Source organism: Nostoc sp. DedQUE09, assembly GCF_034530915.1.
Classification (GTDB): domain Bacteria; phylum Cyanobacteriota; class Cyanobacteriia; order Cyanobacteriales; family Nostocaceae; genus Nostoc.
In genome coordinates this window covers 78,022-92,676 of record NZ_JAVRCE010000001.1, presented here as the reverse complement: position 1 = coordinate 92,676, position 14,655 = coordinate 78,022, and the positions used below count along the sequence as shown (strand labels likewise).

The 14,655-nt window shown below is 40.0% G+C and carries 11 protein-coding genes; 1 reads left to right on the top strand and 10 read right to left on the bottom strand.

Annotated elements, in window-relative coordinates; all coding sequences use genetic code 11:
- Positions 1 to 376 precede the first annotated feature (376 nt).
- From nifJ to RMY27_RS00330, 7 genes are all read right to left on the bottom strand, one after another.
- The gene (nifJ, locus tag RMY27_RS00360) at positions 377 to 4,042 is read right to left on the bottom strand and encodes a pyruvate:ferredoxin (flavodoxin) oxidoreductase (protein WP_322659405.1); all 3,666 of its coding nucleotides are present in this window, start codon (positions 4,040 to 4,042) and stop codon (positions 377 to 379) included.
- A 429-nt stretch (positions 4,043 to 4,471) separates the two neighbouring features.
- The gene (locus tag RMY27_RS00355; protein ID WP_322659403.1) at positions 4,472 to 5,329 is read right to left on the bottom strand and encodes a nucleotidyltransferase domain-containing protein; all 858 of its coding nucleotides are present in this window, start codon (positions 5,327 to 5,329) and stop codon (positions 4,472 to 4,474) included.
- A 26-nt stretch (positions 5,330 to 5,355) separates the two neighbouring features.
- The gene (locus RMY27_RS00350; RefSeq protein ID WP_322659401.1) at positions 5,356 to 6,108 is read right to left on the bottom strand and encodes a DevA family ABC transporter ATP-binding protein; all 753 of its coding nucleotides are present in this window, start codon (positions 6,106 to 6,108) and stop codon (positions 5,356 to 5,358) included.
- Between the two features lie 62 nt (positions 6,109 to 6,170).
- Complete coding sequence (devC, locus tag RMY27_RS00345; protein WP_322659400.1) at positions 6,171 to 7,337, bottom strand: ABC transporter permease DevC; 1,167 nt, start codon at positions 7,335 to 7,337, stop codon at positions 6,171 to 6,173.
- A 14-nt stretch (positions 7,338 to 7,351) separates the two neighbouring features.
- A complete protein-coding gene (locus RMY27_RS00340; protein ID WP_322659399.1) occupies positions 7,352 to 7,687 on the bottom strand; it encodes a DUF2834 domain-containing protein in 336 nt (111 codons plus the stop codon).
- 47 nt (positions 7,688 to 7,734) lie between these two features.
- On the bottom strand, positions 7,735 to 9,024 hold the full coding sequence (locus tag RMY27_RS00335; protein ID WP_322659398.1) for an HlyD family efflux transporter periplasmic adaptor subunit: 1,290 nt from the start codon (positions 9,022 to 9,024) through the stop codon (positions 7,735 to 7,737).
- Positions 9,025 to 9,142: 118 nt separating this feature from the next.
- Positions 9,143 to 9,760 carry a TetR/AcrR family transcriptional regulator gene (locus RMY27_RS00330; protein ID WP_322659397.1) on the bottom strand — a complete coding sequence of 206 codons (618 nt, stop codon included), beginning with the start codon at positions 9,758 to 9,760 and terminating at the stop codon, positions 9,143 to 9,145.
- 286 nt (positions 9,761 to 10,046) lie between these two features.
- Between RMY27_RS00330 and RMY27_RS00325 the strand changes: the two genes are divergently transcribed.
- Entirely contained in the window at positions 10,047 to 11,198 is a 1,152-nt protein-coding gene (locus RMY27_RS00325; RefSeq protein WP_322659396.1) for an endo-1,4-beta-xylanase, read from the top strand.
- 256 nt (positions 11,199 to 11,454) lie between these two features.
- Here the strand turns inward: RMY27_RS00325 and RMY27_RS00320 are convergent, their stop codons facing one another.
- The 3 genes from RMY27_RS00320 to RMY27_RS00310 form a co-directional block, all read right to left on the bottom strand.
- Positions 11,455 to 12,306, bottom strand: a complete 852-nt coding sequence (locus RMY27_RS00320) for a WecB/TagA/CpsF family glycosyltransferase (RefSeq protein ID WP_322659395.1) — start codon at positions 12,304 to 12,306, stop codon at positions 11,455 to 11,457.
- 137 nt (positions 12,307 to 12,443) lie between these two features.
- Positions 12,444 to 13,595, bottom strand: coding sequence for a glycosyltransferase family 4 protein (locus tag RMY27_RS00315; RefSeq protein ID WP_322659393.1), 1,152 nt, complete (start codon positions 13,593 to 13,595; stop codon positions 12,444 to 12,446).
- 107 nt (positions 13,596 to 13,702) lie between these two features.
- Positions 13,703 to 14,596: a glycosyltransferase family 2 protein gene (locus RMY27_RS00310; RefSeq protein WP_322659391.1), complete on the bottom strand. Its 894-nt coding sequence runs from the start codon at positions 14,594 to 14,596 to the stop codon at positions 13,703 to 13,705.
- Positions 14,597 to 14,655: the final 59 nt, after the last annotated feature.

Here is a 14,655-nt window from a genome sequence, read left to right as displayed (position 1 = left end):
ACACAACTTAAACTACAGTGTTAGTAACAAAAATAACGATTTTACTAACCAAAAAGGTAATTTTGTCACAAAAATAATGATGTTTGTAACGAAAATAAAGATTTTACTAACCAAAAAGATAATTTTGTCACAAAAATAACGATTTTACTAACCAAAAAGGTAACTTTGTAACGAAAATTGCGACTTGAGTATTTGAAACACACCTGTCGTCGGGGCGCAAGACCTTGCGCCCCTACCGCGTCGTCTATTTACTCAATACGGTTTAGTTAAGCATTTTTTTCTCTTTTCTCTGTTTTCTTTGCGCCTTTGCGGTTCGTTAAAAATCTTGACTTTGATAAAGAATTTTAGCTTTAACTAAACCGTATTGGGCTAATATTTAGAGAATTTCGCGTTTTGCTAAATATTGGTACATCTGCCAACGTGCATCTACTTCAGCTTGCGCTTGTTCTAACAAATGTTTGGCAACGTCGGGCTTACTCTTCGTGAGCATTTTGAAGCGATTTTCTTGATACATCGAATGTTCTACAGATTGCGTAGGCGATCGCATATCCAATTGCAATGGATTTTTACCCTGGTTAAGCAATTCTGGATTATGCCGATACAATAACCAACGACCTGATTCTACCAGAGTTTTCTGATGATTCATCCCGGTAGTCATGTTTATGCCGTGGGCTATGCAATGGCTGTAAGCAATAATTATTGATGGCCCATCATAAGCTTCTGCCTCCAGAAATGCTTTCAGGGTATGTTCATCTCTAGCGCCAAGGGCTACACTCGCTACGTAGACATTTCCGTAGGTCATGGCAATCATCCCTAAGTCTTTTTTAGGTGCAGGCTTACCACTGGCGGCATATTTAGCAACTGCGGCTCGTGGCGTAGCTTTGGAAGATTGACCGCCTGTATTAGAATACACTTCTGTATCCATTATTAAGATGTTCACATTTCGACCACTAGCAATCACATGATCGATGCCGCCAAAGTCAATATCATAAGCCCAACCGTCACCGCCAACAATCCAGACGCTTTTTCTCACCAAGTAATCTGCAACGGATTTTAGATTTTGGATTTTGGATTTTAGACTTCGGCTCCTTTCGACTTCGCTCAAGGCAAGCCGCTCAGTCGAACGATTATGATCGAAAGTTACGATTTCATCTAACTTCTGCTGCAACAGTTCTATTCTTTCGCGCTGTTCCCAAATGTCAGCCTCAGATTTTTGTTCAGCTTTCAGGATTGAATAAACAAGGTTTTCATCGATTTCACTCCCCAACTGCTGCAACAATTCCGCCGCAAACTCAGCTTGTTTGTCGAGGGAGAGACGGAAGCCAAAACCAAATTCGGCGTTATCTTCAAATAGATTATTAGACCACGCCGGGCCGCGTCCTTCGGCGTTGGTTGTCCAAGGTGTTGTGGGGAGGTTTCCACCATATATTGAGGAGCAACCTGTAGCATTGGCGATGACGGCGCGATCGCCAAACAATTGTGTTAATAATTTTAAGTAAGGTGTTTCACCACAACCTGCACAAGCACCAGAGAATTCAAATAAAGGTTCTTGCAGTTGTTGTTGGCGAATCTGGTTTAATTTTAGCGATCGCCTGTCAGGATTAGGTAAACTCAAAAAGAAATCCCAGTTTTTTCGCTCTTGTTCCCGCAATGGCAACTGCTGTGCCATGTTAATCGCTTTCCGCAATGGCTCAGATTTATCTTTAGCAGGGCAAATATTTACACAAATAGTGCATCCTGTGCAATCTTCTGGGGCAACTTGAATGGTAAATTTTTGATTGGCAAAGTCTTTATCTTTTGCACCAGTTGACTTGAAAGTTTCTGGTGCATTAACTAACTCATCGGCTTGATAAGCTTTTGCCCGGATGGCGCTATGGGGACAAACCATTACGCACTTACCACATTGAACGCAGACATCCGGCTCCCACACAGGTATCTCTTCGGCAACGTTACGTTTTTCCCACTTGGCAGTACCTACGGGAAAGGTGCCATCAACTGGTAGTGTGCTAACAGGTAAGTCATCACCTTCCCACACCATGATTTTGCCCAGAACTTCTTGTACAAATTCGGGAGCGGGGTTAAGTGAGGAGTGAGGAGTTAGGAGTGAGGAGTTAGGAGTTAGGATTGTTTGGGGGACATCTACTTTATGCAAGTTGTCTAAGGTGTTGTCTACAGCTTGCAGGTTCATGCGGACAACTTCTACACCTTTTTTACCATAGGTTTTTTCAATTGCTTGTTTGATTTTAGCGATCGCTTCTTCTTGCGGCAAGACACCCGCTAATGCAAAGAAGCATACTTGCATAATGGTGTTAATTCTGCCACCCATGCCATTTTCACGGGCAACCTGGCTGGCATTTATCACATATAACTTCAAATGCTTGTCGATAATTTGCTGCTGTACCTTTAGCGGCAGATATTCCCAAACGGTATCTGCATCATAAGGACTGTTCAGCAGCAAAGTCGCCCCAGGAATAGCAGCCTTCAAAATATCTATGCGTTCCAGAAATCCCCAGTGATGACAACCAATAAAGTTGGCTTGGTCAATTAAGTAGGTGGAGCGAATCGGTTCTTTTCCGAAGCGTAGATGAGAGACAGTGATTGAGCCAGATTTTTTGGAGTCAAAGACAAAGTAGCCTTGGGCGTAATTGTCGGTTTCTTCACCAATAATCTTAATAGAATTTTTATTAGCCCCAACAGTGCCATCAGCGCCTAATCCATAGAACATTGCCCTGACAACGTTATCCGATTCTGTAGAGAAATTAGGGTCAAAGCTCAAGGAAGTATGACTAACATCGTCATTAATCCCAATAGTAAAGTGATTTTTCGATTTAGCTTGAGCAAGGTTATCAAAAATGCCCTTCACCATCGCCGGAGTAAATTCCTTAGAAGAAAGACCATAACGACCACCAATAATTTTAGGCAGAGGGGAATCTAATCCTAATTGCTCCTCTGCTCCTCTGCTCCCCTGCTCCCCTGCCTTTTCTCCCCACGCCTCATGAATAGCAGCTACGACATCCAAATACAAAGGCTCACCGGCGCTACCTGCTTCTTTGGTGCGATCGAGAACTGCGATCGCTTTTACACTAGTTGGTAATACTGCAACAAACCGTTGGACATCAAAGGGGCGGTAAAGTCGCACTTTGACTACACCAAGTTTTTCACCACGGGCGTTAAGGTAATCTACTGTTTCATGGACAGTTTCACAACCTGAACCCATAAGAACGATAACGCGATCGGCATCGTTAGCGCCGTAATATTCATAGATTTTATAATGCCTTCCCGTGCGTTCTCCAAATTCATCCATGATGCGCTGGACAATATCTGGACAAGTTTTGTAGTAAGGGTTAGCCCCTTCACGCCCTTGAAAGTAGACATCGGGGTTTTGGGCAGTACCGCGCAACACTGGACGATCTGGAGTGAGGGCGCGGCTGCGGTGGGCAAGTATTAGGTTATCGTGGATGAGCGATCGCAAATCATCATCTGACAGCAATTTGACTTTCTGCACTTCATGGGAAGTACGGAAGCCATCAAAGAAATGCATAAACGAGACTCGCGTCTCTAGGGTAGCAGCATGGGCAATGAGAGCAAAATCTTGGCTTTCCTGCACGGAAGCGGAACACAGCAGGGCAAAGCCAGTAGCACGGGCTGCCATCACATCACTATGATCACCAAAAATTGATAACGCATGGGTAGCCAAAGAACGGGCGGCAACGTGAACCACGGCGCTAGTCAGTTCACCAGCAATTTTGTAGAAGTTGGGTATCATCAACAATAAACCCTGAGATGCCGTGAAGGTGGTACTCAGGGAGCCTGTTTGCAATGCTCCATGTACAGCACCAGCCGCTCCCCCTTCGCTTTGCATCTGCACGACGCTGGGAATAGTACCCCAGAGGTTGGGACGACTTTCTGCTGACCAAGCATCTGCCCATTCACCCATTGCTGAAGAGGGAGTGATAGGATAAATGGCAATCACTTCATTTAATTTGTAAGCAACACGGGCAACAGCCTCATTCCCGTCAATGGTTGCAAAGGTTTTGTTCATAATATGATTTTTGTCCCCGCCTCTAAGCTGCATTATCAGAACATGTGGATATAAGAATCAGAAATAGCCAGTATTAGAAAGTAAGTATATTATCTACATTAAAAATTTCACGGTAGGATTTATATCATGTCCGCTTCATTGCTTATTAAACCCGAAGAACCCCACCCCCAACCCCTCCCCGCTTGCGGGGAGGGGTTCTTTTCTTATGGGTAATTCGGCGGACATTATATTACTCCGTGTTTAAAGCATAGTTTGTTAATACCTTTAGGCTCTTAAATTAACTTTCAATCAATACTGCATCTATTAATATCTCATCCGCAATACTGCATCTATTAATATGTATTAATAATGTACTCAATGACCAAAGTCTTTGTTTTAAAGGACTTTTGGATAATTTATTCTTTTTTGTGGGGTACAGGGACGGGAATATTACATTACTAATCGCCGATTTCCATACCATTGACTCAAATCATCCTCAATCGCCTCAATAATTGCGATCGCCTCAGTTATTGATTTTGCATCGGCAGCTAAAAGTTTAAACGCTCGCTCAACCTTTTGTTGATAGTCCTGCGGGCAAATAGCAAACTTATTAGCAACTGCGATCGCTCCCTTTTCATTCAACAGGTAATCTTCATTGAGCGCGAATAAAACTTGATTCATACACGCCACACTGCGGAAACAACAACCTGCTGCGTAAACAACATCATCGCGTGCGATCGCCTTTTTTGCGACCAACAGCGAGAAACTTATTTCCCAGGCGAAAGTATCAATAGTTGCCTGTTTCAGCCCAACTGGATAAGGCTTTGTTTTGAGCTTCAAAGCTTCTAAAACACCATCAGGGTCATAAAGTGCCTGACAAAAAGCAATTTCTCCCATATAAATCGAAGATACAAAACCATGAGGATGTCCTGGTTGATAATCAATAGTAATTTGTCGAGCATGGCAATCATCAATGACACGATTTACCTTCACCAAATCACGATAGAGAAAATCTACACCTACACCTTGAACCTTTAGCCAACCACCACCATTAATCCACTTTCCCCATTCCCCGATTGCAGTAATCAAATTTACACGATGGTTATCATCAAGCTCACAGGCGAGGCGATTTAGAGCAATTAAATCGGGCGGGTTTCCTGGATTGTAATAAATTCCCAAATCTACATCTGACTTGTTAGTATGGTTGCCCCGCGCCCGTGAACCCCCCAGTGCGATCGCTGTAATTCCCTCAATTGACCGCAAACTTGAAACAATATGGTTGATAAATTGAGGCAATTCTTTATTCATAGATTTTTGCAAATTACGAATTAGTATTACTTGCTTGTTGTAATAGAATCTGCGCCATCGGTCTTCAACTGACCATCTTCCATATAAATGATGCGATCGGCAATATCGAGGATGCGGTTATCGTGGGTAACTAGCAAAATCGTACAACCTTGTTCTTTGGCTAGCTTCTGCATTATTTCCACAACATCGCGTCCAGATTTTTTGTCGAGTGCAGCAGTGGGTTCATCTGCTAAAACAATTTTAGGATGGCTAACTAAAGCACGAGCGATCGCAACCCGTTGTTTTTGCCCTCCAGATAGTTTCTCTGGGTAGTAATCTACACGATCCGCTAAACCGACAGTTTCCAAAATAGCGATCGCTTTGGCATTGATATCCTGATTTAAAAAATCCTCATGCAACTCTAAAGACATTCGCACATTTTCTCTTGCTGTCAAAAAAGTCATCAGGTTATGCGCTTGGAAAATATAGCCAATCTGGCGGCGCAGTTTAGTTAATTGCAGCTTTTTAGCGCCACGAATTTCCTCTCCTAAAATTTTGAGACTACCTTCTTGAGCAGAACGCAATCCACCCATTAAGGTTAACAAGGTGGTTTTCCCCGAACCAGAGGGGCCAGTCATAATAACGATTTCCCCAGCCTTAATCTCCAAATTAATATCGAATAATACTTGTTTGCGAAGCGCACCTTCACCAAAATAGTGGTTAAGGTTACTAATAGAAATCACAGATTCTAAAACAGAAAGTGTTGAGTTGGAATTTTCTGATAAAGATTTTTGCAACATTATGATTTTATAAAATATTGGGTACAGAGAAATAATTTTTGTAGAGACGCGATTCATCGCATCTAAAAAACATCGGCAGGGTCAGCAGATCGTAACTTCCGCATTGCGATCGCTCCAGAAACACTACACATAATCACGGTCAAAATCCAAACCTGGATCGCCCGTTCCATTTTCATAAAAATAGGAAGCATCGTCGCAGCGTAGGTGACTTGATACAATCCAAAAGAAAGGATGAATCCAGGCAGAAAACCTAAGATAGCCAATAACAATGCTTCTTGAATTAGAACACCTAAGAGATAATTATCGGTGTATCCCATTGCTTTGAGGGTGGCATATTCTGGCAAGTGGTCAGAAACATCCGAGTAAAGGATTTGGTAGACAATCACGATGCCAACGATAAACCCAACTCCAGTACCCAAACCAAAAATAAAACCAATGCCAGTACCGGCTTCCCAGTAAGTTCTCTCTACTTTGGCAAACTCTTCTGGAGTCAGAACTCTGACATCGTTAGGTAGTCCATTAACAAGTTGCGATCGCACTTTTTCTGTATCGGCATCTGGTTTAAGCGTAATCAATCCAACTTCGATGCGATCGGGTTGACGCTGTGGAAATAGCTGAAGAAAGGTCGAATCACTGGTGATCACATTACCATCGGCAGCAAAGGAAGCACCATCAGTAAACAAGCCCTTAACAAAAACGGCTTTACTATTGAGTTCTGTGTCAAATTTGCCGGTTTTCTTAAAGATATCGCCAACTGCCCCGTATTCTGGACGACCTGCCTGGTCAAATATAACTTGATACAACTGTTTAAGGTGATGTTGATTTTGGGTAATTTCGGGCGATTTGAATGGTGATTGTGCCGGATCAACACCCCAAACTAAAATGGCACGCTCAAGACGTGTTTCAGGATTTCGCCACTGTCCAGTACTGATGTAGACAGAATTAACTGACTGAACACCTTCATAAGCTAATGTTTGATATAGTCGCTCTCTGGAAAAGTTTTTTACAGAAAACAAAGTTTGAAATTGGGGACTAATTAAAACCAAATCTGCCTGTAAATTGCGATGAGGTTTCACAGCAGCATCAAAAAGCGCACTTTCAAATCCCAACTGGATAAACATCAGCATATCGGCAAAGGTAATACCTGCGACTGCAACAGCCAGACGAGTTTTTTCTTTCATTAACTGTCGCCATGCTAGCGGTGTTTTGCGAAATAGTTTAGAAAACATATTAAAAAAACCCTTTAATAACCTAGTGTTTCAGTTTGCTGTTCAAGTTGGCGCTCTCGCATGAAAAGAAATAGGGGAAGACCTAAAGACACGCCAAATAAAAGATTGCAGGCAACGTAAACCCAAAGATTTTGCATTTTCAAACGTGTTCCTTCCCAAAATACGAATGTCCAGAGAACTAGGGATGAAACAATAACATCCATGCCAAAAAAACCAGAGATTTTGTTGGCAAAGAGTTGTTCAAAAAACAGCTTTATATCAAGACCATGCTCTAAGATGAATGGAACAAACTGGGAGTAAGGTAGAACAAAGCCAAGTACACAAAGCAGAAGATATATGACTTTAAGCATGATTGAATTCACCTGATAAAGATGCTGGAATACAAGAGACAACAACTCTATATTTCAATCGCTGTCTGTATCTGTAAGTTAGTGAAACCTGCAACTCGTTTGCTGTCTTCAGGATTGAGGCGAATTTTCACCTCAACTACTCGGCTATCAAGGTTCTCCCCTGGCTGGTTGCTGAAAACGTTTTGTCTATTCACCTGCAAACCTATTTGGGCAACGGTTCCTCGCAGTTCACCGATAAATGCCTGACTGCTAATTACTGCCTGTTGTCCTAGTTTCACTTTACTGATGTCAGTTTGATAAACTTCTGCTACTGCCATCATCTGGTTTGTTTGCGCTAAGTCTGCAATGCCAGAAGCACTAATTTTTTCTCCGACTCGCGTATGAATTTTGATGATTTGTCCCGCCATCGGTGCTTTGATGTAAGCACCCGCCAACTCGGTTTGAGCATGTTTGAGTGTGGCGATCGCATTTTCAACTTCTGTCTTGGCTGCGGCTACATCTACAGGTCGGATTTCTGCAATACTAGTAAGTGTAGCTTTGGCTTCACTGACTTGTTTGCTACCAGTGGCGTTAGTACGGGCGAGTGCTGCTTTGGCTTCGGCAAGTTGTTTGCTAGCAGTCGTGTTAATCCGGTTGAGAACTGCTTTGGCTTCGTCTACTTGCTGTTTGGCAGTTTCTACAGTCAAACCTTTGCTATCGTACAAAGAATTAGAAACTGCGCCTTGAGAATAGAGCTGCTGATAACGTTGATATTCGGCTTCGGCATTTTTGAGTTCTGCCTCTAATTTCTTAATGGTTGCCTCTTGCGCTATTCTGTCTCCTTCCCACTGTGCCTCTATGCGGAATATCGCTTCCTGTTGCGCTGTTTTGTCTCCTTGGGATTGGGCCTGGAGACGTTCAACGCTTGCCTGCTGGGCCTGAATTTCTCCTGCTTTTGCTCCTGCTTGCACTTGAGCGAGTTTAGCTTGAGCAACTCTAACTTGTTGTTGGGCTTGTAGTACAGCAGTTTGCAAGCGATCGCGGGCATCTAAAATTGCTACCACCTGTCCAGCTTGAACGCGATCGCCTTCTTTGACTAGAATTCGGGCAATGCGATCGCCATCCAATGCTAAAGGCGCAAACAAGCTAATTACCTCTGCTTCCGGTTCTAGCCGTCCTAATGCAGCTACTTTTTGAATGTTGGGCATGGTTTCAACTGGCTCAGATTTCTCAGTTTGACCAACTAATCCAAACTGAGAAATCCCATAAGCAACAATTCCACCTGTAATTGCAGTAGCTGCAATTACTAATGTAATTAACCCTTTTTTAGAAGCTTTTTCTGACAGTTTTTGAACCATGTATTTTACTCTCCTAAAAACTTATTTTATTTATATTAAATGAGTCACTTTTGTCAAAAATAATTCAGGTTAATATATTATACATATAACAGGTTGCAACAAGTATGAGATACATAGCCTAACTCTCAAAACGTGATACAACCTGCGTTTCAACTTTTATTTCTGCTGTATGTTGCGGTAAATATGCTGTCAGTATTTTGCCTAATAACGCACATTGTTCAATAAAATCAATTGTTTCATTACCCCATAACTTCTCCAGAATTAAACCATCTACAAAACTCAAAAGAAAAGAAGCCAATACTGAATCTTGAATACCAAATAAATCGCAAATCGCCTCCTGATAGCGCTGATTATTCCGCTTAAAAATGCTATTTTTTAACATTTCTTTAGAGTCTTTGTGTTGGCAAAAATCAATCCAAATGTAAGTCCATTTAATGAAGTAATCTTCGTTTTTCACTAGATATCTTCCTAGTGCTTCCATTGATTCTTGTAGCGTTTGCGCTCCTTGTAGTTCAGCTAATGCTGTACTTAAGTCTTGCTCACAAATCTCCTGGGCCAATTGCTCAAATAGAGTTTGCTTACTAGGAAAATAGTGGTACAACGTACCAGTAGAAACCCCTAATCCCTCAGCAATTTGGCGCATAGTGATGGAACCATAGCCTTTTTGGGCAAATAAATCAAAGCACTTGTCGAGCAGTTCTTTACGGTATTGCTCATGGTCAACAATCTTTGGCATGATTCAGCTTATTTATATCGAACGATCGTTATATATCAGGTTAGCATCTTTATTGCTGAGATGTAAAAATATAGTGATTGATTTAAATCGAACATGCGTTATAGTTTAATCCAATTTTGCGCTAGATGTAATACTCATAAATTTTTATGTTTGCCACTTAGTATAAGCTTATGATTTTATTTGGGAAAAACACCGTATATTCTTGGGGAATTACAGTAAAATAATAATCAGTATATTTTTTATACGGTAAAATAATAATCAATGTGTTTTTTCTTAAGTGTAATTTATGCCTTATCGGAGAAAATTTTTAACAAGAGCAGGATATACTACCCTTTCTGCCTTATTGACTATGGGGTTTTTGCAAAAGGATAAGCAAAAAAAAGACCATAGCACGGATTATATTGCAGCAAATTATACAATTAATAATTCTCCCCTTCGGCAATTAGCTGCCGCCAAAGGAAAGCGTTATGGCGCAGCAATTGCTAGTGATATTTTGCTAAAAGACAAGGATTACGCTAACCTGATTGCTCGTGAATGTTCGATTGTGACACCGAATGGTGAATTAAAATGGAACGCCACTGAACCACAGCCAGGACAATTTACCTTTGAATCAGCAGATGCGATCGCCAATTTCTGCCAAAAGCATAATATAGACTTACACGGGCATACCCTTTTCTGGCACATGGGAAGACCAGACTGGGCAACATACCCCCCTACACTTAAGATGATCGAACGCCATGTTAAAGGAGTCATGGGGCATTATCGCAATAGTCCCGTTTTAAAGTCTTGGGATATTGCCAATGAAATTATCGCTGATAATGAAAATGAAACTGACAATGCTACCTACGGTTTGCGTAAAGGGGTAAAGCCAGAATTAATTCGAGACTTGTTTTTAATTGCCGCTTCAGTTGATAACAGCAAAAAATTCTATCTAAACGATTTTGGCATCGAAGGCGCTACATGGAAATCAGATCGTTTCTTAAAAATGGTCGAATATCTGAAGAATAGTGGCGTTAAAATTGACGGGGCAGGTATCCAATCGCATCTATGGTTTTCTACTGCCTATAGTTTTGACGAGAAAGGATTTAATTCCGTCTTAAAACGGCTTAACGATCTTGAAGTTAAACCAATAATCACAGAATTAGATATTATTATTGATACGCCATTGCCCGATAGTATTAAAAAGCTAGACCAGATGGTAGCCGATAGTTACAAGCGATATCTTGATCTGTGCTTTGCGGCTAAAGTCGATACTGTCATTACATGGGGACTTACCGATCGCCATACCTGGATACGTCATCCCGACTGGATGCCAAGAAAAATCTTTAGAGGCAATCCAAATCTTTGGAAATTTCTGCGTCCGCTTCCCTTCGATGAAAACCTGCAACCTAAATCTGCCCGCAATGCTATAGCTCAGGCTTTTCAGGAATCAACTTAATACTCCGTCCAAGCGGAAATATAGTATTTCCTTAGCAACTGAGGTACACCCAAATCTTGTTTACCAAGGTTAGTAGATTGGAAAATGTACCTCACTATGCCGGAGACTGCTATAGCACTTTTAAGTATTATTTTAAGCAAAATAGATGGAGACATTTTTTGTGATTCACGATTATGGAAGTTGAAGAAAAATTACTGACTAATTAATCATTAAACCTTGGTACAACATTCCATAAATTCGTGACGAATTGAGCAACCTACTGGTAAGGCTTTGAGAAACTCGATAACGCTACGAACTTATGAAATTTCGTACTTAGAAATACCAGCAGGTTATTTTTTTTTTGTTTACTTGAGATACTCCAGATTTCTCGTAAAAATAATGTCCCAACAAACCAAGGCTCAAGTAAGTAACGTCTCCAAAGTCTTTTCGGTTCAGATAACAAGCGATACAACCATTCCAACCCCACCTTTCCCATCCAGCGAGGAGGAGTAGGTATTGCTCCTGCTATATAGTCCATACAGGCTCCACTAGTCAAAATAGTGTTGGTATGAAGATGTTCAAGATTTTCGTAAATCCAATACTCTTGGCGTGGCATACCCATTCCCACCATTAATATATGGGGTTTGTAAGCATTAATTGCAGCTACAGTGGCGAGATTTTCTTGACTATCTTTATCTATATCAATATAGCCATGAGCGCAAGCAATCTGTAAACCAGGAAATTTCTCGCATAAAATATTTGCTGCTTTTTCAGCAACTCCTGGTTTTGAACCTAAATAGAATACACGCCAGCCTTTAGTAGCAGCTTCTGCCATCAGAGGCCATACCCAGTCAGCATAGGTTACTCTTTGTTCACGTTTAATTGGAAAACCCAACAGCTTTCCAATAAACACTAAAGGCATACTATCAATATGAGTATATTCGGCCTTGGAATAAAAAGCTTGCATTTTTAGATCGTTATGTAAGAGATAAAGACTATGTAAGTTGTGATTAGCAATAATCCATTTCTCATCTTGCTCAATAGATTCTTCAATCAATAAATTTAAGTCAAGGATAGAGAGTGCATCCACTTGAGCACCAATAATTTTATAAGAAAATCGCTTTTTCATATCTTGTTTTTCTTTTGATAAATATGAGATACTATCTCAATGTAAAGGTTATCATTGTAAAATTAATTGACAAAACTTCAATAATAAAATATTGAAATATGTAAGTTTTTTAGTTAACAACTATTATCTAAATATAACTAAAAAGCACTTATTTTCAGGAGGATGTCTGCGATATTCTGTGATCTTGCATTCCAGGAATACTTTTCTGTAATTAAAGTATATGCTGTATCTACAAGTGATTGATATTTATCGATATTTGAAGCAGCATCAAGTATTGTAGTAGCAACTTCTTCGCTAGAGTATCCTGTTACTAACAGATGTTCTAAGTTCCGAAATTCTTCTAAACCTCGCAAGCCTTCTGGTGTCGATACAACTAATTTTCTACTAGCAAAATAATCTAATGCTTTATTGCGAGCGCCACCTGCTACTGCTTGTTTTGAAAATGGCAACAAAGCAATATCTGCATATTTCAAATGGGTGATAAAATCTTCCCTTTTAGGTAAAAATCCTAAAAAAGAAATATTAGAGGGTATTGGTTCTGCAATATCACTACTATCCCTACCAATAACAACAAAATGTACTTTTTCTTGATGACTTTCAAGGCGTTTAGCGACCTCAATAGTCATTGATACAGACATATCATTAGTTGGAAATTGAAATGTTTTGGGAGCAATAATAACCACTATTTTAGCTGGTCTGAATGCTTGATAGGGGTCTTTATCTGGAAAAACCTCAGTATTGAGTAAGTCTTCAGTCACTCCATTACCGATGGAATAAATTTGCTGTGGTGTTTTTCCATACCATTGGGAAATTAGTTTAGGAATTGATTCACCTGCTGCAATTATTGGACTACCAGAGAATATTAAAATTCCCTGAGCAATATATGTCTTAATACATTGTGCAAACTCTTTGAAAGGATTGGCAACTGAAAACAAGCGCATCCAGTATTCATAAGGCGAAAATGTATGAAAGTCTAAAACAAGAGAGGAACTACTGTGTTTTCTAAGCTTTAGTGAAACTAAAGCAGCCAATCCAGGTAGTGTTTCTTGAGCATACACAATGTCTGGACAAAACTCGTCGATGCACTTTTCTATAGATTGAATATATGACTTTAAACTTCTTGAGCCAATAGAAAAAGAAGGTGCATAATTCACAGATGAACAATCTAAACCTAGCTGAAAAACATCAAAATGTTTAGTAAGATATTGTCCTAGATAAAAAGGTCTCGTAAATGCACCAAATGGCTGACTAGAATCGAGGGTTGAGACAATCAGTAAGCGTTTACCCATAAAATGATTGCAGATTATTATTTTATAATTTAAAATTACATTTGTCAAATTACTAAGATACTTGTAACTTATGGAAATCTCACTCAATAATGACTCTTTTGCAAGTATTAAACTCCTGAACTAGTTTGATTAATATCCTCAGAAAATGTGGGAGAGATTGCCAAATTTTTGTAGCCAATAATTGCTCTAATATAGGGTAAGAACCAGTACAATATCCAGAATGGCCCAGAGTGTCTGCTACAAAATATAGTCCATGATTTCAATGGAAATCCTTTAATTTCTAGTACTTTTTTTAAGCGTTCTAATAGATTTAAATTGGTATCTGCCCAACTATTGCGGATAGAGTTTTTAGTACAAGTACCAATATACCCAGGAGCTACCCATATTTTACAACCCAATTTACGCGCTCTCAGGGCATAATCTAAATCTCCTAGACTATGAACAAAAGCTGTATCAATATTGCCAACTTTGGCGGTAACACTTTTAGGAATTAACACGCAGTTACCATACATAGCATCGCATTTTTGGATAACTGAACTTGGTTCTAAAAATTCAAACTTATTAGAGTACCACTTTTTAGATTTTACTGCTCCTCCATAGGTTGCTTTTCCTGTAATTGAGTCTTTAGTTGAACCAACTACAATTGAGTCTGGATAACCAAGTTCTGTCAAATTTTGATGAACCTGTAATAGTTTACTCACAGCATTGGCTTCCAAAAATGTGTCATCATTCAACCACAGATAATAATCATATTGATATTTGATTGCCTCACCAAAAGCGAGATGCATTCCTCCAACCCAAAATAAATTGCCATTACCCTGAAAAATTTTTACTTCTGGATATTCTGCTTTAACAGCCTCTGTAGTCCCGTCAGAACTTCCATCATCAGTTAAATAAACATCACAATGATTTTTTTGCTGATATAAAGCATTTAGACATGCAAGAGTTGTATTCCGTCTGTTATAACATGTCATAATTACAGCTATATTCGCTTTTTTCATCTCATTTGCCTCAGATAATATGCACAACAATAATTAATCTAAGTAATAAACTTACACGC

Excerpts from the sequence above, each read along its gene's own strand:
- nifJ (WP_322659405.1), bottom strand. The coding sequence starts at position 4,042 with ATGAACAAAACCTTTGCAACCATTGACGGGAATGAGGCTGTTGCCCGT.
- RMY27_RS00355 (WP_322659403.1), bottom strand. The coding sequence starts at position 5,329 with ATGAATAAAGAATTGCCTCAATTTATCAACCATATTGTTTCAAGTTTG.
- RMY27_RS00350 (WP_322659401.1), bottom strand. The coding sequence starts at position 6,108 with ATGTTGCAAAAATCTTTATCAGAAAATTCCAACTCAACACTTTCTGTT.
- devC (WP_322659400.1), bottom strand. The coding sequence starts at position 7,337 with ATGTTTTCTAAACTATTTCGCAAAACACCGCTAGCATGGCGACAGTTA.
- RMY27_RS00340 (WP_322659399.1), bottom strand. The coding sequence starts at position 7,687 with ATGCTTAAAGTCATATATCTTCTGCTTTGTGTACTTGGCTTTGTTCTA.
- RMY27_RS00335 (WP_322659398.1), bottom strand. The coding sequence starts at position 9,024 with ATGGTTCAAAAACTGTCAGAAAAAGCTTCTAAAAAAGGGTTAATTACA.
- RMY27_RS00330 (WP_322659397.1), bottom strand. The coding sequence starts at position 9,760 with ATGCCAAAGATTGTTGACCATGAGCAATACCGTAAAGAACTGCTCGAC.
- RMY27_RS00325 (WP_322659396.1), top strand. The coding sequence starts at position 10,047 with ATGCCTTATCGGAGAAAATTTTTAACAAGAGCAGGATATACTACCCTT.
- RMY27_RS00320 (WP_322659395.1), bottom strand. The coding sequence starts at position 12,306 with ATGAAAAAGCGATTTTCTTATAAAATTATTGGTGCTCAAGTGGATGCA.
- RMY27_RS00315 (WP_322659393.1), bottom strand. The coding sequence starts at position 13,595 with ATGGGTAAACGCTTACTGATTGTCTCAACCCTCGATTCTAGTCAGCCA.
- RMY27_RS00310 (WP_322659391.1), bottom strand. The coding sequence starts at position 14,596 with ATGAAAAAAGCGAATATAGCTGTAATTATGACATGTTATAACAGACGG.